This window comes from Streptomyces longisporoflavus (assembly GCF_014649775.1).
Classification (GTDB): Bacteria; Actinomycetota; Actinomycetes; order Streptomycetales; family Streptomycetaceae; genus Streptomyces; species Streptomyces longisporoflavus.
Genome location: NZ_BMTR01000003.1, coordinates 224,685 through 245,196 on the forward strand (window position 1 = coordinate 224,685; position 20,512 = coordinate 245,196).

General features: G+C 70.5%; 17 protein-coding genes and 1 tRNA gene. 10 read left to right on the forward strand and 8 right to left on the reverse strand.

The genetic code is table 11. The annotated features are described in order from the left end of the window. Positions 1-13 precede the first annotated feature (13 nt). Positions 14-679, forward strand: coding sequence for a class F sortase (locus IE226_RS07685; protein ID WP_190080273.1), 666 nt, complete (start codon positions 14-16; stop codon positions 677-679). Here the strand turns inward: IE226_RS07685 and IE226_RS07690 are convergent. The 3 genes from IE226_RS07690 to IE226_RS07700 form a co-directional block, all read right to left on the reverse strand. After that, on the reverse strand, positions 660-1,484 hold the full coding sequence (locus tag IE226_RS07690) for a CbtA family protein (RefSeq protein WP_190080274.1): 825 nt from the start codon (positions 1,482-1,484) through the stop codon (positions 660-662). The two genes, IE226_RS07685 and IE226_RS07690, sit on opposite strands and share 20 nt — an antisense overlap. Positions 1,485-1,501: 17 nt before the next feature. Then, on the reverse strand, positions 1,502-1,723 hold the full coding sequence (locus IE226_RS07695) for a CbtB domain-containing protein (RefSeq protein WP_190080275.1): 222 nt from the start codon (positions 1,721-1,723) through the stop codon (positions 1,502-1,504). Between the two features lie 477 nt (positions 1,724-2,200). Continuing rightward, positions 2,201-2,956, reverse strand: a complete 756-nt coding sequence (locus IE226_RS07700) for a GAF and ANTAR domain-containing protein (protein WP_190080276.1) — start codon at positions 2,954-2,956, stop codon at positions 2,201-2,203. A 161-nt stretch (positions 2,957-3,117) separates the two neighbouring features. Here IE226_RS07700 and IE226_RS07705 point away from each other — a divergent pair, with 161 nt between their 5' ends. After that, positions 3,118-4,152, forward strand: a complete 1,035-nt coding sequence (locus IE226_RS07705; protein ID WP_190080277.1) for a glycoside hydrolase family 6 protein — start codon at positions 3,118-3,120, stop codon at positions 4,150-4,152. 108 nt (positions 4,153-4,260) lie between these two features. Here the strand turns inward: IE226_RS07705 and glxA are convergent, their stop codons facing one another. The 4 genes from glxA to IE226_RS07725 all read right to left on the reverse strand — a co-directional run bounded on the left by glxA (position 4,261) and on the right by IE226_RS07725 (position 9,431). Further along, positions 4,261-6,201 carry a radical copper oxidase GlxA gene (gene glxA, locus IE226_RS07710; protein ID WP_190080278.1) on the reverse strand — a complete coding sequence of 647 codons (1,941 nt, stop codon included), beginning with the start codon at positions 6,199-6,201 and terminating at the stop codon, positions 4,261-4,263. Then, the gene (locus IE226_RS07715; protein WP_190080279.1) at positions 6,198-8,201 is read right to left on the reverse strand and encodes a glycosyltransferase family 2 protein; all 2,004 of its coding nucleotides are present in this window, start codon (positions 8,199-8,201) and stop codon (positions 6,198-6,200) included. The genes glxA and IE226_RS07715 overlap by 4 nt, the downstream gene beginning before the upstream one ends. Before the next feature lie 326 nt (positions 8,202-8,527). Next, on the reverse strand, positions 8,528-9,244 hold the full coding sequence (locus IE226_RS07720; RefSeq protein WP_190080280.1) for a FadR/GntR family transcriptional regulator: 717 nt from the start codon (positions 9,242-9,244) through the stop codon (positions 8,528-8,530). A gap of 113 nt (positions 9,245-9,357) precedes the next feature. Beyond that, positions 9,358-9,431 (reverse strand) — tRNA-Lys (locus tag IE226_RS07725). A gap of 256 nt (positions 9,432-9,687) precedes the next feature. Here IE226_RS07725 and IE226_RS07730 point away from each other — a divergent pair. From IE226_RS07730 to IE226_RS07765, 8 genes are all read left to right on the forward strand, one after another. Continuing rightward, positions 9,688-11,130 (forward strand): peptidoglycan-binding protein, encoded by a 1,443-nt coding sequence (locus tag IE226_RS07730; RefSeq protein WP_190080281.1) that lies wholly within the window; start codon positions 9,688-9,690, stop codon positions 11,128-11,130. 271 nt (positions 11,131-11,401) lie between these two features. Then, positions 11,402-12,598 (forward strand): SPFH domain-containing protein, encoded by a 1,197-nt coding sequence (locus IE226_RS07735; RefSeq protein WP_190080282.1) that lies wholly within the window; start codon positions 11,402-11,404, stop codon positions 12,596-12,598. Continuing rightward, positions 12,585-13,307, forward strand: a complete 723-nt coding sequence (locus IE226_RS07740) for a nucleoside/nucleotide kinase family protein (RefSeq protein ID WP_190080283.1) — start codon at positions 12,585-12,587, stop codon at positions 13,305-13,307. Before IE226_RS07735 ends, IE226_RS07740 begins: the two co-directional genes overlap by 14 nt. A 129-nt stretch (positions 13,308-13,436) precedes the next feature. Beyond that, positions 13,437-14,039 (forward strand): lytic polysaccharide monooxygenase auxiliary activity family 9 protein, encoded by a 603-nt coding sequence (locus IE226_RS07745; RefSeq protein ID WP_190080284.1) that lies wholly within the window; start codon positions 13,437-13,439, stop codon positions 14,037-14,039. A gap of 121 nt (positions 14,040-14,160) precedes the next feature. Continuing rightward, positions 14,161-15,867: an AMP-binding protein gene (locus IE226_RS07750; RefSeq protein ID WP_190080285.1), complete on the forward strand. Its 1,707-nt coding sequence runs from the start codon at positions 14,161-14,163 to the stop codon at positions 15,865-15,867. A gap of 109 nt (positions 15,868-15,976) precedes the next feature. After that, entirely contained in the window at positions 15,977-17,275 is a 1,299-nt protein-coding gene (locus IE226_RS07755; RefSeq protein WP_190080286.1) for a sensor histidine kinase, read from the forward strand. After that, positions 17,239-17,913 (forward strand): response regulator, encoded by a 675-nt coding sequence (locus IE226_RS07760; protein ID WP_190080287.1) that lies wholly within the window; start codon positions 17,239-17,241, stop codon positions 17,911-17,913. The genes IE226_RS07755 and IE226_RS07760 overlap by 37 nt, the downstream gene beginning before the upstream one ends. A 110-nt stretch (positions 17,914-18,023) precedes the next feature. Then, positions 18,024-18,314, forward strand: a complete 291-nt coding sequence (locus IE226_RS07765; RefSeq protein WP_190080288.1) for a hypothetical protein — start codon at positions 18,024-18,026, stop codon at positions 18,312-18,314. On the opposite strand, the gene IE226_RS07770 is transcribed toward IE226_RS07765, so the two are convergent. Then, positions 18,289-20,508: an MMPL family transporter gene (locus IE226_RS07770; protein WP_190080289.1), complete on the reverse strand. Its 2,220-nt coding sequence runs from the start codon at positions 20,506-20,508 to the stop codon at positions 18,289-18,291. The genes IE226_RS07765 and IE226_RS07770 overlap by 26 nt on opposite strands. Positions 20,509-20,512 lie beyond the last annotated feature (4 nt).

A 20,512-nucleotide genomic window follows, 5' to 3' on the forward strand; every position in this document is an offset into this window, starting at 1 on the left:
GGCGGCCACCGACATGTCGGGTCAGGAGACGCCGACGGGGCACGGGCGATTCCTCACCGGAGTCGCCTGGGCGCTGCTGCTCGTGGGGCTCTGGCTGTGGGGCAGCGAGATCACCGACGTACGCGGCGGCGTCTCGGAGCCCACGAACGGTGACGTGGCGGCGGTGGGCCGCCCGTTCGGCGTCGAACTCCCGGACGCGCACGAGCCGTTGGGCGCCGCCAGACCGCAGCGCATCGAAGTCCCCTCGCTGAAGGTGCGGGCGCCCGTGCTCACCCGCGGGCTCGACCAGGACGGCGCCATCGACCCGCCGCCCTTCGAGCAGGCGGGCTCCGTCGGCTGGTACGGCGGCGGGACGCGCCCCGGCGCCGTCGGCACCTCCCTGTTCGTGGGCCACGTCGACACCGAGACGCGCCCCGCGGTCTTCTACGACCTCAGCGCTGCGCGCCCCGGCGAGAAGGTCCTGGTCACCCGCGACGACGGCTCGGTCGCCGAGTTCACCGTGGACGACGTCCGGGTCATCGGCCGGGACCGCTTCGACGCGAAGAAGGCATACGGCCCCCACAAGGAGGGCCGCGCCGAACTCCGCCTGATCACCTGTGGCGGCACGTTCGACCGGGAGACCAGGACGTACTCGGCGAACGTGGTGGTGTCCGCCTACCTCACGGGGGTGGGGCCGTAGGGGAGGTGCCGGGGGCGGCACCGGGGCGCGAGGGCACTCCCGCCGCTCTCGCGCCCGCGATGACCCCCCTGGCGGCCCCTCCCCGGACGGCCCGCAGGCCGAGGCCCCCGAAGACCGCCGCGAGCACGGCCCACAGCAGGGCGTGCGAGGCGACCGAGAGGACACGGAAGTCCCAGAGCAGCTCCGCGTCGACCGGGACCGGATCGGGGTTGTCCGGGAGCAGGAAGAGAGCGGCGAGGACGGCGACCCCCGTGAGGGCCGCCCCGATCTGCCGCACCGGTGCGGCTCTGGCCGACAGGCGTACGTACACCTGCCTGACCAGGAACATGCCGAGAACGCCGATCGCGACGGACGCCAGCCACAGTGCCTGGCGTTCGCCGACCGTGGCCGAGTCGCCGACGCCCGGCGGGTTCGCCGGGTAGCGCAGACCGGGCAGCAGCGAGACGGCGGCGAAGGCCGCGCCGGCGAAGACGAGGGCGCGCGGCCACGGGGCGGCGCGCGGATCGCGGCGGTGCACCAGGGCGTACGCCACGGCGAAGAGGACGCCGACGGCCAGACCGGCGACGACCGCGGTGACCACCAGGCCCGCGTGCTGCGTCGAGCGCGCGAACAACTCCTCGTGATGCTGCGCCGTGCCGTGCATTCCCCGCGCGTGCTCCTGAGCCGCCGACCGCTTCTCCTCGGCGCGGATCGCCCGGTCCATCAGCGGCTCGGCGAGCAGCAGGGAGAAGAGCCCGGCCGCGAGCCCCGCCGCCGCGCCCGCCACCAGACCCCGGCCGAGCAGCGGCAGTACAGGGGAGGGCATGGCCGTCACCGGTCCGGTCAGTGGCACGGGGCACCGAAGAGGTGCCTGCCGTCGTGCGCGAACTCGTGCAGATAGCCGCCGGTCGCCGAGATCAGCGAGCCGTTGTCGACGAAGACCGCGTAGAGCGCGATCAGGGCGACGATGACGGCGGCCGACGCGACGAGCCAGTCGCGGGTCTGGACGGTGGCGGCCTTCGCCGCAGCGCCGTCGGTGTGGGATGCCGCGGAGTGCAGTGACATATCGAAGGCCTCCTGCCGGGTGCCTGGCAACTGCCGCCTCGACGTATGTACTTGTCGTCCCGGAGAGTCCCGGGCGCTCCGGGCACTGTCAACGGTCCGCGCATCCGGCAGCGCCCGGCAGTGTCCGTAGCAATGCCCGGCAGTGTCCGTATGAGTTGCGTACGAGTTCCGCATGAGTCGGGACAACCCGGCCCGGTCGGCGGCCCGCTCCCCCCGGAGCCGTCGACCGGGCTGGTCCTCGACCGCGCGCGCACGAGCTGCGGGAGTAACCCGGCGCCGGCGCGGGAGGTTCGATGGCCAACCCCGCAGTACGGGATGGACGGTCAGGCCGGGGGCTTGGGCCGTTGTGACGACTCTAGAACGGATGAGCCCCTGAGCCTAGGGGTGGAATGACGCCAAGTCGTGATCCGCTTTCTCTCCGTGATCTCCCCAGGTGGCAAAGGACCCCGGAAGTCGGCAAAGGACCCCGGACGGCACTCAGGAAGGTTCGGACCTGCTGTCGCCCAGCGCCTCGTCGTCGAGCGTCCCCTTGATCACTTCCTTGGCGACCAGGTCCATGACCAGCCGTTCTCTACGCGCGTACCGCCGCAGGGCCTCAAAGGCCTCGTCCACGTCGGTGTGCCAGCGTTCGGCGAGCATCCCTTTGGCCTGTTCGATGCGTACGCGGCTGGTCAGGGCGCCCTGGAGCTGCGTCGCGAGTATCCGGTACTCGGAGTAGGCACGGTGGTTGTGCAGGCCGAGCGCGGCCGCGTCGGCGATCACCCGGGCCAGCCGCAACTCCCCTTCGGGCTGCGGCGCCTTGGCGGTCACGGGCAGGAACACGTTGAGCGCGCCGAGCAGCGTCCCGCGCTGCCGGAGCGGAACCGCGTACGTCATCCCGATGCCCTGGCGCAGGGCGAGCGAGGTGAACTCCGGCCAGCGGGCCGCGGGTCCGGCCACGGAGAGCCGCACCGGCGGCACGAGCTGCCCCGTGCCGAGGCTCTCCACACAGGGACCGCCGCTCTGCTGGGCCCCGAGCAGACCCAGTGCCAGCTCCCTGGGGTGACCGCCGGCGGCCACCGCGGGAGCCCCTGAGGCATCGAAGATCACCCCGGCGGCGGTCGCACCCAGAAACTCCACGCAGTGGCTCGCGACCCGGCTCAGATAAAACTCCGGATCAAAGTCGTCATGCAGGGTGTTCGTGGTCTCCACCAGCGCTTCGGCCAGTCGCAATTCAGAGGTGTGATCCCGCATGATCTCCTCCCCATGAGAGCCACCCCGCTCCCTGCGCCTACCCCCCGGCGCCGTGCTGTAACAGCTCTCCAACAGGTATCCGCCGACGACGGGCGGCCCTCGTGGGCCGACAGTGCGTATGTCAGGATTGAGAATCGGACAGTGCACCCAAGGGGGAGTGGATGTACCACAAAGGCACCGGCCGCGGTCATCGGATCGCGGGCCGGGGGGTGAAGGCTGCGGCGGCGTTTGCGGGGGCTGCGCTACTGCTGTCGGGGTGCTCCTCCGATGACGGCTCGGGCAATGAGGAGTCGTCGGGGAAGCCGATCAAACAGCAGCCGAAGGGCACCGATCCGTACTGGGTCAATCCCGAGGGCAACGCGGCCAAGCAGGTCGCCGCGTACGAGAAGGACGGCAAGAAGGACCAGGCCGAGCTGATCCGGAAGATCGCCGAGCAGCCGGTCGCCGAATGGATCATCCCGGAGAACGCGGAGGACCAGGCGCGCGGCTTCACCGAGGCCGCCGAGAAGGCCGACCGCGACGCTCTGTTGGTCCTCTACAACATCCCGCACCGCGACTGCGGCCAGTACTCGCAGGGCGGCGCGGCCGACGGCAACGAATACAGGGCGTTCATCGACCAGGTCGCCAAGGGCATCGGCGACCGGAAGGCCACGGTCATCCTGGAGCCGGACGCCGTGCTCCACCTGGTCGACAACTGCACGCCGGAGGAGTTCCACGAGGAGCGCTACGACCTCCTCAAGGGCGCCATCGAGAAGCTCAAGTCCCTGAAGAACACCAAGGTGTACCTGGACGCGGGCAACGCGGGCTGGAAGAACCCCGACTCGCTCTGGGAGCCCCTGAAGTGGTCGGGGGTCGAGCAGGCCGACGGCTTCTCGGTGAACGTCTCGAACTTCCAGACCACCGAGGCCAGCACGGAGTTCGGCAAGAAGCTCTCGGCGAAGATCGGCAACAAGCCGTTCGTCATCGACACCGCGCGCAACGGCAACGGCGCGTACACCAAGGGCAAGGACACTTGGTGCAACCCGCCGGGCCGTGCGCTCGGCGAGACGCCCACCACCAAGACCTCCGACCCGCTCGTCGACGCGTATCTCTGGGTCAAGCGCCCCGGAGAGTCGGATGGCACGTGCCGGGGTGGCCCCAAGGCCGGAGAGTGGTGGCCGGAGTACGCACTGAGCCTGGCGAAGGCGGCCCGCTAGGGGCGCGGGGAACTGCGCGAGCAACCAACGAAAAGCCGCAGTCGCGTCTGCTGAGTAATCGAGCAGACGCGACTGCGGCTTTTCACGCGCTGAGCGCGCCCACGCGAGCTACGGCACGTGTACCCACTGGGCCTTGCTGGGTGTGCCCTGATCGTCCGTCACGAAGAGCATGTACCAGCCCGACTCCACCAGACTCTTCTCCTTCGGGATCGTCACCGTGACCCCGTCCGCGGACTTCTTCAGGTCGAGCGCGACGGACGTCTGGTCGATGTCCGTGACATGCGTCGAAGCGCTGGGCCGGATAAGGCGGGCCGTCTTGATGGACGAGGCGTGCTGGGTCTTGAACGTCCCGGACCCGCCCCGCCTGATCTCCTCCGGGCCGCCGCTGAGCTTGGGCTGCGAGCCCTGGTACAGATACGGCGGGGTGTAGATCTCGATGCGCTGCTCGAACTCGCCGGGCTTCGTGTTGGCCTTGTCGGAGTAGAGCGAGTCGGAGCCGAAGAACATCACGCGGCCGTCGGGCAGCAGGATCGAGCCCGAGTGGTAGTTGCGGCCGACCTCCGGGTCCGCGACCCGCCGCATGTTGCCGGTCTTGGCGTCGTAGATCCGCGCCTGCTTGATGTTCGAGTCGCTGCGGCCGCGGTAGTCCTCGGAGCCGCCGGATATGAGCACCGTGTCGTCCGGCAGGGTCGAGGCCTGCGGGTAACGCGTGCCCTTCTCCAGCTCGGGGCCGTCCTCGAACTTCGGGTCGTCTTCCAGAAGGTCGACGATGCGGGTCTTCTTGCTGGACTTCTTGGACTCGCCGACACCGCCGCCGCCGATCACCATGTACTTCTGGTCCTGGGCGGGCGGCAGTTCGACCGTGTTGGACGTCTCCAGGAGATCCGGGTCGCTCATCCCGGGAATCCCCTTCCAGCTGCCCTTTTCCTCTAGGTCCCAGGTGCCCGGCTTGCGGCCGACGTCATCGGGGCCGTAGCCCGCGTTCGAGCCCGAGTAGAAGAGCCTGCCGCTCTGGAGCTGGAAGACCGCGGGGTACGTCGGGAACTGGCGGACCTGCTTGGTGTAGGTCCACTTCTTGGTCTTCGGGTCGTAGATCTCGTTCTTGCCCGGCACCAGCTGGCCGATCTCGTCGAGGCCGGAGAGGCTGAGCACCTTGCCGTCCGAGAGCGTGGTCAGCGTGGGGTACCAGCGGGCCTCGTTCATCGGGTCGACCTTGATGTACTTCTCGGCGACCGGGTCGAACTCGAAGGCGTCCTTGATCCCCTGGAAGTCCTTCTTGTCCAGGGCGAGCTTCTGCGCGATGCCGTACGTGTTGCGGGTGGCGGCGCCCTTGAGGCCCTGCACGCGGTAGTTGTCCTGCGTGCCCGTCTCGTACTTCGTGCCGCTCTTCTGCGCCTCCACGTACACCCGGCCGAGGCCCGGTTCGTTGCGCACGAACGCGCCGGTCTGCTTGTCGAAGATCTTCTTCGCGCGCTCGACGACGACGGGGTCCTTGGAGACGAACGTCTTGCCGTTCTTCTTGCCGGTGAACTTCGTGCCCGCCGGCAGCGTGATCGGCTTGTCCGGGTCTTCGTTGTGCACCACCATCAGGCCGCCGGCCTTGGTGATGTCGCCCTTGAGCTTCTCGTAGCGCTGGGTGCCGCCCGCGATCAGGAGATTGCCGTTGGCCAGCTGGGTGTGGCCGGTGCAGAAGAGGTCGACGGGCGTCTTGATCTTCTTGATGGTGTTCTTGACCGGGTCCCACAGGCGGGTGTCGAACTTCTTGGCGTCGAAGTTCTTCTGGTTGTTGCCGGAGCCGGCGACAAGCAGGATCTTGCCGGTGTGCAGGAGCGCCGCGTGGATCGTGTTCTGGCGGTACTCCTCGGGGAAGTTCACGACCTGCCAGTGACCGTTGTCGGCCTTGTACTCCGGCTTGTTGATCTTGTAGTCGTGGTACTTCTCGGAACCCACGCGCCAGAGCCACGGGCCGTTCATCCCGGCCAGCGCTATGACCACCGCCGTGCCTATCGCGATGCGGCGGGCGCGGCGGCGGCTGGAGCGGTCTTTCATTTCTTACGTCCCCCAAGGGCGATCTGCATGGTCTGGTCGTTCGCCGCCCAGCTGGGTTTCTGCTGCGGCGCATGCGGTGCGTGCGGCGCCTGTGGGGCGTCGTGCGCCTGCGGCAGCCGGGCCGTGGCATCGCCGTCCCGCTGCTGCGGCACCGTCGGGCCCCGGCCCCCGTCGGACGGCGGCCCCGAAGAGCCCGCCCCGTGCCGGGACTTGCGCTTCTTCTTGTCCTGGCGCATGCCCCACCGCCAGGCGAAGATCGGCGCCGCCGTGATCAGCAGGGCGAACGTGGCCCAGATGATCATCGCCGGGTGGACGTGGTCGAAGACGAACGCGGCGGCCATCGATCCCGCGAAGACCAGAATGAAGAACAGGTGGATCCGGAACGTGCCGAACAGTGTGTCCGGGCTCGCCGAATCGCCCTTGGGAGTCACCACGAACTTGCTCTTGCGGCGCAGCGCGGCGTCGAGCAGGGAGCGCGCGTAGACCGGCGCGGAGAGGGCCGACATCACCATGCCCGCGATACCGCCGGAGCCCTCGGGCTCGTGCGGCGAAACGTTGTGGCGGCGGTTCCAGATGTAGAGGCCGATCTGCAGCGCCGACGCGTTGCCGTACAGCATCAGCCAGATCGTCGGGTCGATGTTCACGCCGGATGCGCCCATGCCGAGGAACAGCGCGCAGGAGAGCGCGGCCAGGATCCAGTTCATGGCGGACATCGGGTAGAAGATGACCATCATCGTGTAGTTGAAGAGGCGGCCGGGCGGCAGCGAGAACGGCGCCTTCCAGAACTGCTTCAGGATGGTCTCGTACGTCCCCCGCGACCAGCGCAGCTGCTGCGTGAAGAAGTCCGTCCAGGCGTTGGGGCCCTCACCGACAGCGAGCACGTCCGGCGTGTAGACCGACTTCCACTTCTTGCCGGTCTTCGGGTTCGTGGCGCGGTGGATCTCGAAGCCCGTCGCCATGTCCTCGGTGATCGAGTCGTACAGACCGCCGATCTGCTTCAGGGCGCTGATGCGTACGGCGTTGCTCGTGCCGACGAACATGGGGGAGCCGTAGGCGTTGCCCGCGCGCTGGATCAGGGCGTGGAAGAGGAACTGCTGGGACTCGGCGGCCTTCGTGATGAAGTTGTCGTAGTTGCCGTAGACCTGCGGGCCGATGACGAAGCCGACGTTCTCGTCGCGGAAGAAGCCGAGCATCCGCTCGAGGTAGTTGGGCATCGGGACGTGGTCGGTGTCGACCGATGCGAAGTAGTCGTAGTCGTCGCCGTGCGCGTCGAGCCAGGCGTTGTAGTTGCCGTGCTTGGTCTTGGCGCGGTGCGGGCCCTTGCTCATGTTCCACTTCGCCACGCCCTTGCGGGAGAAGTGGTGCACGCCGAGCCGCAGGCAGACTTCCTTGACGGCGGGGTCGTCGCCCTCGTCGAGGAGCCAGACGTGCATCAGACCGCGGTGGCGGATCTTGACGGCCGCCTCCAGGGTCTTCGTGACCATCTCAAGGGGTTCCTTGCCGGGCACGAAGGAGGTGAGGAAGGCGACACGGGTGCCGGTCTCGGGCACCACGGGTATCGGGTCACGTGCGACGAGCGTGGCGTGCGCGTTCGACAGCACGTTCATGCAGCGGAAGAACTCGATCAGGCCGATGGATATGAGCATGATGACGTCGAGCGTCGGCAGCCAGTCGTTCGCGACGTAGTCACGCTTCGTCCAGTGCGTCGGCTGGAGCAGCCAGGCCAGCAGCACGAGGGAGAGCAGCGGCGCGGCCCCCAGCATCAGGGCGGCCCTGATCCGGTGCGGCTCCTGCGAGAGCAGGGAGCGGTACTGCACCTTGTACGGCTTGGTCGGGTCCGGCTGCGTGAGCGGCCCCGCGAGACGGCTGTAGTGCTCGTAGTCGTATCTCGGCAGTGCCTTCTTGATACGCCTGAACCCGCCTGTCCTGTGCGACGGCACCCGCAGTTGCGTCGTCTCTGACGGGTCGTCCGGCCGCGCGCCCGTCGGCGTCGACGTCATGAGTCATCCCCCCGCACGCGGTCACCCGCGTGTTCGTTGGTCCTTCCGTCCGGTCCGGTCCCCCTCGACCTTCACGAACGCATCAGTGACAGGCCACCGTCCCCTTAGACATGGAACAGCTACCTTCCGGTTGCATGATGCCCCCCTCGGCATCTGTTCGTGAAAGGGACCCCCGCCCCTTCCCCCCGCGGGCTACCGGTCGGGCCCCCAACTGCCCCGCACCGCGTGCCTCATGAGAGCCAGTGGCTCCAGCACAAGGTTCTACGCCCCTAGCCATGATCGCAAGAGCGAAGCAAGGGGTTTACCGGTCATACGAGCGATGTGAGTTACCTATTGCTACCTGTTGGGACAGGAGCGCTCAATCGCGTTCGAATATTACCGAAGTGTTCCCGTATCGCCCGCTCGGCCCGGAGGACGTCGCCGGATCGGACCGCGTCGAGGATCTCGCGGTGCTGGCGGCAGGTGACCTTGGGATCCTGCGGAATATCCACCAAATCGGTACGTACCTTGTGGAAGGCGTCCCAGAACGCCTCCAGAACCTCGCCGAGCAGGGGGTTGCCCAGGCAGCGGTAGAGGGTGGCGTGAAATGCGCGGTCGGTTTCGGTTCGCACCGCGCCCGGCCGTCCGTTGTGACTTTCGTCCGCCGCCGTCTCGGTGTCCATCCGGTCCACGATGGCGTCCAGTTCGGCGAGGTCCGCCGCCGGGATGCGGCCGGCGAGGCGGGCGATGAGCCCGGTCTCCACGGCCTCCCTCAGCTCCAGGAGCTGGAGCAGGCTGTCCTCGCCGCGGTAGTGCCCTGCCACCGTGCGGAAGGTGAGGCCCTCGATCATCGGAGCCATCGACATGGGTCCGACATATGTGCCGAAACCGTGCCGGATTTCCACGATGCCCATCGCCTGCAGCGCCTTCAGTGCCTCTCGCACGGAGTTCCGACTGACGCCGAGGCGTTCCATCAGTTCGGGCTCGGTGGGCAGAGAGGCTCCCGAGGGAAGCCGCTGGTCGATGATGAGCTTCTTGATCCGCTCCTGTATGTCGCGCGCCATGGCGCAACGGTAGCGGTACGGACACGGGTATCGACCCGGCGCGGAAGGCGCGTGTTCACCTGGCACGGGAAACACGAAAGCCCCCCGCGTGAACGGAGGGCTTTCGCTGTCTGTGCGCCGCCAGGGACTCGAACCCCGGACCCGCTGATTAAGAGTCAGCTGCTCTAACCAACTGAGCTAGCGGCGCCTGCTGACCTGGAGAACTCTACCGGACGTGGACGAGTGCTCCGAACCAACCGGAGGCCCCGGGTCCTCGGGGCCGCATTGGTGCCGGGGCCCGGGCGGGCTTTGCCCGGGCCGGGCCCCGCGGGGCGGCGGGGATGGTGAATGCGGGCGTATCAATCATTCGGACCGTCAACATGCGATATCGCCCGACAGTTGAGAAGCTGACGACTGTGCAGATGCGACGCAGGCATTCTTTCCTTGAGTGTGACGGGAATCGCATGGAGGTTGCTCCGGTATTCGAGGAATTCGATCCCGGGAGCGACTGCGACTGCCCCGGATGTATTCACCGGCGACGAGTCATGGCCCACACGCTTCCCGTGAGCCTCGGCGGCCACCCGGCGGCGCACGGAGCGCGGCGCGCCCTTGTCGTCGCCGCGGCGGCGGGCACCGTGCTCGGCGGCGGCCAGACGCTGCCGGCGGTGGCCGCGCCCGATGCGGGGCGGCAGGCGGGGCGGCTTCCGGGTGCGGTGCCGGGGGCTCCTCCGGGGGCTGTCCCGGGGGTTCTTTCGGGGACTCTTTCGGACGAGGGGCCGGGGGCGGGGCCGACGGGGGACCCGCGGGGGGATCCGGATTCCGGTACTCCGCAGGGCGGCAGGAGCGGGCTGCACGGGGCGCCCGGCGCGGCGGGTACTCCGGGGCCCACGGCTGCGGCGCCGCGGCCCATCACGCGGGCCGCGATCCTCGCCCGCGCCGGGACGTGGGTCGCGGCGAAGGTGCCGTACAGCATGAGCAAGTACTGGAGCGACGGCTACCGGCAGGATTGCTCCGGCTTCGTCTCCATGGCCTGGAACCTCGGCGGCAATGAATGGACGGGGAGCCTGGCCAAGTACGGGGTGCCTGTCACGAAGGCAGAGCTGCAGCCCGGCGACATGCTTCTCTTCCACAATCCCGCGGACCCCGAGAAGGGGTCGCACGTCACCATTTTCGGCGGCTGGGCGAATAAGGCCGGTACGAAATACATCGCGTACGAGCAGACCCGCCCGCACGCCCGTAAGCAGACGACTCCCTATGCCTATTGGAGCAATGCGAGCCGCTATGTGGCCTACCGCTACAAGGGCGTGACGAGCGCCGCACCGGGTGCCTCGCGGCCGGGTACGGGGACGTCCTATCCCGGAGCGGCGTCGTTCGGTCCCGGCGTGGACAACGAGTACGTCACCCGGCTGGGCAAGGCCCTGGTCCGGCGGGGCGGCGCCCGCTTCTACACCTCCGGGCCGGGCCCGCGCTGGAGCGAGGCGGACCGCCGGGCCACGCAGGCGTTCCAGCGGGCGCAGGGCTGGCGGGGCAAGGACGCGGACGGCCTGCCGGGTCCCGCGACGTGGTCCTACCTGATGACGGGCAAGGGCCGCGACATCCCGGCGGCGGACGGCGGTGGCAGCGGTAGCGGGAGCGGGAGCGGTGGTGACAGCGGCAGCCAGGGCCGGGCTCCGGCGTACCCCGGCAGCGGGGTGTTCCGCCCCGGCCGGTCGAGCCCGTCCATCGAGCTGCTCGGCAAGCAACTGGTGAAGAAGGGCTTCGGCAAGCACTACGCCCGGGGTCCCGGCCCGCAGTGGACCGAGAGCGACCGCCGCAACGTCGAGGCGTTCCAGCGGGCCCAGGGCTGGCGGGGCAAGGCGGCGGACGGCTATCCGGGCCCGGAGACCTGGCGGCGGTTGTTCGGGTGAGGGGCGGCGGGGCTCTTGTGGGACCGGCTGCGTATGTGACCGGGTCACGTACGACACCCGGCCACGTATGAGACCTGGGCACGTATGAGACCTGGGCACGGGTGACACCCGGGCACGTATGAGACCTGGGCACGGGTGACACCCGGGCGCGCACGAGCCCTGGTCACGGGTGAGACCCGGTCACAAGAGAGACCCGGCCACGGGTGAGACCGAGGCACGTATGAGATCGAGGCACGTATGACGCGGAGGCACGTATGAGGCGGAGGCAAGGATGAGTGCGACAGCGGCATCACGGTCACAGACACCCCAGCCCGAGGACCCGCAGGTCGCAGGCGCTCCGGAACCGGCCGCCCGCTCGCCCCGCCTGATCCAGAGCGAGGCCACCACCGAGATCCCCGTCCATCTGCTCTTCCGTGACGACCCGGCCGACCCCGGGGTTTCGCTGTCGCCCGCCGTGGTGCGGCGCCGGCAGGGCACCGGAGAGCAGCCCCGCGCCACGCGCAAACCCGTGGCCAGGCCCGTCGCCCGCCCCCTGCCCGACGTCGACCCCGCACTGGGCGAGCGGCCCGCGCGGGTGCTGCCCGGCATGGTCGGAGTGCTCGGCGGGATCTCGGGGGTCGCCGGGTGCGCCGCCGCGCTGTGGTGGGCGGGGGTGCTGCCCGAGTCGGTGGCGCGGGCGGCCGGATTGCCGCGGCCGGGCGGGTACGCGGGGTACGGGGGGTACGGCGCGTATGCCGGACTCGGCCTCGCGCAGTGGGCCTCGCTCGCCGGATCGGGCGCGCTCGCGCTCTTCGGCTTCGGAGGGCTGGCCCGCGGCCGGGTCGGCGCGGCGTGGGTCCTCACCCTCTTCGGGCGGTACCGCGGCAGCGTCCGCCGGACCGGGCTGATGTGGGTCAACCCGCTCCTCCTGCGCCGCCGTGTCGACGTACGCCTCCGGCACTGGCGCAGCGAGCCGATCCCCGCGGTGGACCGGAGCGGGGTCGCGCTGCGCGTCGTCGTCCTCGTCGTCTGGCGGGTGAAGGACGCGGCGCGGGCGACGCTCGGGGTCGCCGACCACCAGGAGTATCTGCGCGAGTGCGTCGAGGCGGCGACCGCACGCGTCCTGTCCCGGCTGCCCGCCGACGCCTTCCACGACGACACCCCGACCCTGCGCGACACGGAGGCCGTCGGCGACGCGCTGACCCGGATGCTCGCGGCGGAGACCGAGCCGGTGGGCATCCAGATCTTCTCGGCCCAGCCGACCCGTATCGAGTACGCCCCCGAGATCGCCGACACCATGCGCCTGCGCCGGGTCGCCGCCCTGGATGCCCGGCACCGTGACAGCGTGCTCACCTCGGTGGTGGACTCCGTCGAGGACACGGTGACCCGGCTGACCACCCGGGGGCTGGTCGAGCTCGACGACTACGAGCGCAAGGCCTTGGTCAAGGACCTGACGGTGGCGTTCTATACGGGGCATGGAGATCGATGACCACACCCCCGACCACAACACTGACCACACCACTGGCCGCGCTCCCGGTCACGCCTCTGGCCACACCCCCGGCCTCACCGCCCTCGCCCGGGACGCCCTGCGGCTGACCGCCGACCGGCCCCGCGCCCTCCTCGGGATCGCGGGGCCGCCCGGCGCGGGCAAGTCGACGTTCGCGCGGGCGCTGGTGGAGGAGATCGGCGAGAGCGCCGCGTATCTCCCGCTCGACGGTTTCCACCTCTCGAACGATCAGCTGGAGCGCCTCTCCCTCACCTCCCGCAAGGGGTCGGAGCCGAGCTTCGACGTCCGGGGATACGTCGCGCTCCTCACCCGTGTGCTCCAGGACACCGGCCACGACATCTACGTACCCGATTACGACCGCACCCTCCACGAGCCGATTGCAGCCCGGCATCGCGTCCCGCCGACGGCCCGGCTCGTCGTCACCGAGGGGAACTATCTGGCCTGCGATCTGCCCGGCTGGCGCGAGGCGCGGGAGCTGATGGCGGAGTGCTGGTACGTGCGCGCACCTGCGGAGGTACGTCAACAGCGCCTGATCGAGCGGCAGTTGGCGGGCGGTCGGACGGCCGAGGGGGCGGCGGCGTGGGTGGCGACGAACGACGGCCCGAACGGTGAACTCGTGGAGAAGTCAAGTCATCGGTGCGGCCGGATCGTCTCCACTATTGGTATGGACATGTTCAACTACCGCCCATAATCTGGGCTTGGTCTAGACCGCAGAACTCCGCAGGACCCCTGCTTTCACTGCGCCCCGCACCCGCGGCGGCGCAGTGCCGCGGCGCGCGCACGGCTCACGGAATCCCCACGTTTCCCCTGGAGCGGCAGCATGCGAAACAAGAAGATGTACGCGGCCATGCTCGGCGCCACGACGGTCGGGGCCCTCGCGCTCTCGTCCGGTGGCGCGAGCGGCCACGGCTACACCGACCTGCCGGCCAGCCGCCAGATCAACTGTGCCAACGGCACGGTGAGCGGCTGCGGTTCCATCCAGTACGAACCCCAGAGCGTCGAGGGCCCCAAGGGCTTCCCGGCGTCCGGTCCCGCCGACGGCAAGATCTGCTCGGCCGGCGTCGGCGGCTTCGACTCGCTCAACCAGCCGAAGGCGCCGGGCGGCGGCGCCTGGCCGACGACCAGCGTCAGCGCCGGTCAGAACTACACCTTCCGCTGGCAGTTCACGGCACGCCACCGCACCACCGACTTCAAGTACTACATAACCAAGCAGGGCTGGGACGCGAGCAAGCCGATCACGCGGGCCGCCCTCGAGACGACCCCGTTCCTCAACGTCCCCTACAACGGCCAGCAGCCGCCCGCCACGCTCTCGCACTCCGGGGCGATCCCCGGCGGCAGGAGCGGACACCACGTGATCGTCGCGGTATGGACGGTCCACGACACGGCGAACGCGTTCTACGCCTGCTCCGACGTCAAGTTCTGAGCGGTCTTCCCCGCCGCTGGGTGCCGCGCACGTCGTCCGCGTACGGGACGGCGTGCGCGGCTCTGTGCCCGGCCGCACATGCTCTCCTAATCTGATGGGCCATCAGTTATGGTGCGCGGCCATGGAGTCCACCGGAAGTACCGTCGCGGAACTCGTACAGGCGCGCTGGGGTGACCACCGTCCGGGACTGCGCTTCGAGCAGCGGTCGCTGACCCACCACCAGGTCGCGGCGGGCGCGGCGGCGAGGGCGGCACTCCTTGCCGACCTGCTGCCGAGAGGGGCCGAACCGCACGTCGGCGTGCTGCTCGACAACACCCCCGAGTACCCCCTGTGGCTGAGCGCGGCGGCGCTCGCGGGTGCGGCGGTGGCGGGCATCAACCCCACCCGCAGGGGTGCGGAACTCGCCCGCGACATCATGCACACGGACTGCGGCGTCCTGATCACGGAACGGGCGCAGCTGGCGCTCGTCGACGGCCTCGAACTGCCGGGCGTACGCATCCTGGTGACGGACACGGATGCGTACGCGGAACTGCTCGCGCCCTACGCCGACGCGCGCCCGGAGACGGCGGGAACCGTGACTCCGGCGAGCCGCATGCTGCTCTACTTCACCTCCGGTTCGACCGGCGCCCCCAAGGCCGCCATCTGCAGCCAGGGCCGCCTCGCGGCCGCGGGCCGGTCCCTCGCCGACCACTTCCGGCTGGGCCCCGACGGGGTCCACTACATCTGCATGCCCATGTTCCACGGCAACGCGGTGATCGCGGACTGGGCGCCCGCCCTGGCGGCCGGGGCGGGGGTGGCGTTGCGGCGGCGGTTCTCGGCCTCGGCGTTCCTGGACGACGTACGGGCTTATGGGGCGACGTATTTCACGTACGTGGGCCGGGCGGTGCAGTACCTCCTTGCCACGCCGGAGAAGGCCGACGACGGGTCGAATCCCCTCCGGATGGGCTTCGGCACGGAGGCCGGGGCGGTGGATGCCGCGCGGTTCGAGAAGCGGTTCGGGGTGCGGCTCGTCGAGGGGTACGGGTCCTCGGAGGGCGGCGCGGCGATCCAGCGGACGCCGGATACGCCGGCCGGGGCGATCGGGCTCCCGGTGCCGGGGAGCCGGCTCGCCGTGGTGGACGCCGGTACGCGGGAGGAGTGCCCGCCCGCCTCCTTCGACGCAAAGGGGCGGCTGCTGAACGGGGACGCGGCGATAGGGGAGCTGGTGAACAAGGGCCGGACGCCCTTCGAGGGGTACTGGCGCAACACGGAGGCGGATGCGGCGCGGCTGCGGGACGGCTGGTACTGGACGGGGGACCTCTTCTACCGCGACGCGGAGGGCTTCTTCTACTTCGCGGGGCGCACGGACGACCGGCTTCGCGTGGACAGCGAGAACCTGGCGGCGGCGGTGATCGAGAACATCCTGGCGCGGTGGGAGGGTGCGGCGGCGGTGGCGGTGTACGCGGTGCCGGATCCTGTGGCGGGGGATCAGGTGATGGCGGCGATTTCCCCGCGGCCGGGGGTCGACTTCGACCCGCCGGCCTTCGCGGAGTTCCTGCTCTCCCAGCCGGATCTGGGGACGAAGATGGCGCCCCGCTTTGTACGGGTGGTGGGGCGGATGCCGGTTACGGCCACCAATAAGGTGGCCCGCTCGCTCCTTCGCCGGGAGGGCTTTCGCTGCGGGGACCCGGTCTGGTGGCGCCCGGGGGCGGGAGCCTACCGCCGTCTGACCCCGGCGGACGAGGCCGCCCTCCTGTCCCAGTACCGCGCCCATCGCCGCGAGGGCTTGCTGCCGCTGCCGGAACAGCCCCTCCCACCCACCCGCCCGCAACCCCGCATCGCCCCCTGACCGGACAAGCTTTCCCGCCCACCCGCCCGATTGCCCCGCGTCCGGTCCCGGGCGAACGAGCTCTTTCGCCCACCCGCCCGATTGCCCCGCGTCCGAATACCGTGACCCCATGGGCAGCGCGAGCGTGTGGGTGGGGTTGCGGCGGCGGAGGTATCTGCGGAGTAGTGCGCCCTGGAGGGGCGTTGCCTACCTCCTCGGGGGTATCGTCCTCGGGGTTTTCGTGCTCGTCGGCGGGCTCGTGGCCGCCGTCCTCGGAGCCGCCCTCGCCGTCGTCCTCGTAGGGCTACCCCTGCTCGCCCTTCTCGCCTTCGCCGGTATCCCCGTCGCCGCCCTCGAACGCCGCCGGCTCCGGATCGTCGAGCCGGAGACCCCCGCTCCCAGCCCGCACCGGACGCTCGAAGTCCCCGGTATCTCCGCCTGGTTCAAGCTGCGGGTCAAGGAGCAGGCCACCTGGCGGGAACTCGCGTACACCGCGCTGCTCGCCCTCGTCCTGTGGCCCCTGGACCTCCTCGTGCTCGCCTGCACCGTCGGCGCCCCCGCCGTCCTCATGGCGGCCCCGGTCCAACTCGCCCTCGACGGCGGCGAGATACGCGCGGCCAAGCTCTGGGTCCTCGGCGACTACCCCCACGCCTTCGCCACCGCCCTCCTCGGCCTCGCCCTGCTCGCCCCGCTGCTCTACCCCCTCGGCGCCTACGCCGCTGCCCGCGCCGCCCTCGCCCGCCTCCTCCTCGCCCCGCGCGAGGCCGAGCTGACCACGCAGTTGGAAGAAGTGACCCGCTCCAGGGCCCGCCTGGTCGACGCCTTCGAGGCGGAACGGCGGCGGATCGAGCGGGACTTGCACGACGGGGCGCAGCAGCGGCTCGTCGCGCTGACCATGATCTTGGGTCTGGCCCGGCTCGACGCCGCCCCGGGGAGCGAACTCGCCGCCCGGCTCTCCAAGGCGCACGACGAGGCGGGGAACGTACTCACAGAACTGCGCGAGCTCATTCGCGGCATCCACCCTCAAGTCCTCGCCGATTACGGCCTCGCCGCCGCCATCGAGGACGCCGCCGACCGCTCCCCGGTCCCGGTCGACACCGACCTGGACGGACTGCCCCGCCTGCCCGAATCCGTCGAAGCCGCCGGGTACTTCACCACCCGCGAGGCCCTCACCAACATCGCCCGCCACAGCGCCGCGCCCCGCGCCCGCATCAGCGCACGCCATCACCAGGGCACCCTGCGCATCGACGTGCGCGACGAAGGCAGGGGCGGCGCGGACGCCGCCCGCGGCAGCGGCCTGACCGGGCTCGCGGACCGGATCGCGGTGCTCGATGGCACACTGACGGTCACCAGCCCGCCCGGTGGCCCGACCGTACTGTCCGTGGAGATCCCGTGCCGAGCCCTGACCCCGCAAGTCCCCGCAGACTGAGGATCGTTGTCGCCGAGGACAGCGTGCTGCTCAGGGAAGGGCTCATCGGCCTGCTCACCCGCTTCGGCCACGAAGTGCCCGCCGCGCTCGGCGACGCCGTGGAGCTCTGCGCCGCCGTCGACGCGCACGACCCGGACCTCGTCCTCACCGACGTACGCATGCCGCCCTCCTTCCGGGACGAGGGCCTGCGCGCCGCCCTCGCCCTGCGGGCCGAGCGGCCCAAGCTGCCGGTCCTGGTGCTCAGCCAGTACGTGCAGCGTTCGTACGCCGCCGAGCTCCTGGACACCGGTGACGGCACCGGAGTGGGCTATCTGCTCAAGGACCGGGTGGGCCAGGTCGAGCAGTTCGCCGACGCGGTGACCCGGGTCGCGGACGGCGGCACGGTCGTGGACCCGGAGGTCGTACGGCAGTTGATCAGGCGCCGCCGGGACCCCCTTGAGCAGCTCACGCCGCGCGAGCGGGAGGTGCTCGGCCTGGTCGCCGAGGGCAGGTCGAACGCGGCGATCGCCGCCGAACTCGTCGTCAGCGAGGCCGCGGTGGGCAAACACATCGGCAACATCCTCGGCAAACTGGACCTGCCGCCCGGAGACGGAACGCACCGCAGGGTGCTCGCGGTCCTCGCCTATCTGCGGGCCTGACCCTGACGCGACGCGCATATCCGCGAGCCTGACCCCGCCCCGCCCCGCCCCGCCCCGCTCCGGTCAATCCGTGCAGTGGCCACCGGTCCGGTCGATTACGATCCTGGACCATGAGCACGTCAGACCAGATGGGGGCAGGCCGGGCAGGCCTCACGCCGCGCCAGGCCCGGCGCATACGGATCGCCGCGGCCTCGGTGCTGATGGCCGCGGCGGCCGTGGTGCTCGCCGTACGCCTGGCGAGCCGGTCGTCCGTCCTGGTCGTGGGGGTGTACGGGCTGCTGCTCGTCCTCTGCGGCCTGGTGATCGAACTCAGCAGGCGCGGACGGACCCGGCTCGGCAGCTATCTGCTCGCCGTCGGCCTGGTGGCCGCCCTGGTCATGGACTGGGTGGTGCTGGCCTGACCTCTGTCGCCGCTTGGCCGTCCCCCTGCCCGACCAGTACGGGGCCGCCCGCTACCGGCGCCTCCTCGCGCAGCCCGTAGCGCTCGTGGAGCCCGCGCATCCGTGCCGGTGCCCACCAGGCGCGGCGGCCGAGCAGCGTCATCGTCGCCGGTACGAGGAACATCCGCACCAGGGTCGCGTCGATGAGCACGGCGAGCGTCAGGCCGAGCCCGATCTGCAGGATCGGCGCGAAGCCGCCCGTCATGAAGCCGCCGAAGACGATCGCGAGCAGCAGGGCCGCACAGCTGACGACACGGCCCGAGCGGCGCAGCCCCTCGACCGTGGCGGCCCGGTGGTCGCCGGTCTCCAGCCACGTCTCCCGCATCCGGGACAGGATGAACAGCTCGTAGTCCATGGCGAGCCCGAACGCGATCGCGATGATCAGCGGCGGCGCGGTCAGGCTCAGCGCCCCGAGCCCCTCGCCGCCGAGCAGCCCCGCGAGATGCCCGTCCTGGAACACCCACACCACGACGCCGAGCGCGGCACCCAGACTGAGCAGCGTGGTGGCGAGCGTGCGCAGGGGGAGCAGCAGTGATCCGGTGAAGGCGAAGAGCAGGGCGAACAGGGCCACCAGGACGGTGAGTACGGCCCAGGGGGCACGCTCGGCGAGCATCGAGCGGAAGTCGACGAGGCTCGCGGCGTTGCCGGTGACCTCGACGGGCTCCTCGTCGCGGAGGTCGCGCACCTGCTCCACGATCCGGGTGGCGGCGGGACCGTCGACCGAGCCCTTCGGGGTCAGTTCGAGCAGGACCGTCCCGTCGGAGAGCCGCTCGCTTCCGGCGGTCCTGACGCCGGGCAGGGCACGCATCCTGGCCTCGGAGCCGGGGTCTGCGCCGGCGCCGATGAGCACCTGGACGGGGTCGGTGTCGGCCCCGGCGGGATAGTGCTCGCCCACGGTGTCGTACAACCGCCGCGCCTCCGTGTCGTGCGGGAGCTGCCGCGCGTCCCCGATGTTGATCCGCATCCCGAAGGCGGGCAGCGCGAGGAGGGTGAGTACGGCGACGACGGTGGTGGCCACCGCCAGCGGGCGCCGGGCGGAGAAGAGCGCGAGCCGGGCGAAGAAGGCACCGGGCTCGGGCGCGGGGCCCGGCCCGCGAGGCGGCCAAATCCGCTTACGCGTACGGGATTTCGTGCCCGCGGGTGCGATCCTGCCGCCGAAAAGGGCGAGCAGCGCGGGCAGCAGCGTCAGCGCGGCCAGCATGTCGACGACGACCACCGCACTGGCCGCGAGGCCCATGCTGCGCAGGAACGGGCTGGGGAACCAGACGAGCCCCGACAGGCTGATCGCCACCGTCAGGCCGGAGAAGAGGACGGTGCGTCCGGCGTGGGCGACCGTCGCGTGCACGGCCCGCGCCACATCCTCGGGCGTGCCCCGTTCCGCCGTCTTCCGCCGCTCCTCGCGGAAGCGGATCACCATCAGGAGCGCGTAGTCGACGGCGAGGCCGAGGCCGAGCATCGTGACGATCTGGACGGCGTAGACGGAGATGTCGGTGAACTGGCTGAAGCCGTACAGCGTCAGGAAGGCACCGGCCACGCCGCTCACGGTGACCAGGAGGGGGAGCGCGGCGGCCCGCAGCCCGCCGAAGATGAGCAGCAGGACGACAAGCACGGCGGGCAGGGTGATCAACTCGGCCCGTGCGACGTCCTCCTGGGCCCTGCCGCCCATCTGCTCGCCGAGCAGCGGGCCGCCGCTCACCGCCACGTCGCCCGCGCTGATCTCGCGGAGGCGGTCGGCCGCGTCGCCGGTGGCCTCCTCCTCGGCGTCGTCGTCGAGGCCGCCCTTGAGGGTGACGGGGATGAGCAGGGCCTTGCCGTCCGCGGAGACCAGGCCCCGGGTGGTGTAGGGGTCCGGCACCCGCGCGATGCCGGGTTGCTGTCGTACGTCGGCGACGGCGGCGCCCACCCGGTCGCGGAGCTGCGGGGTGTCGACGGCGGGGGCCGACACGACGGCGTTGAAGTCGTCCCCGTGCGGGGTGAGTTCGTCCAGGCGCTCCGCGGCCGCGACCGACTCGCTGCCGGGGACGTCCTCGACCGACGAGGTCAGGCCGCCGAAGACACGGGTGCCGAAGCCGAGGCCCGCGACCAGGAGTAGGAGCCAGACGAGGATGACGGTCTTGGGGCGTCGGGTCGCTGTACGAGCGAGGGCGGCCAGCATGGCT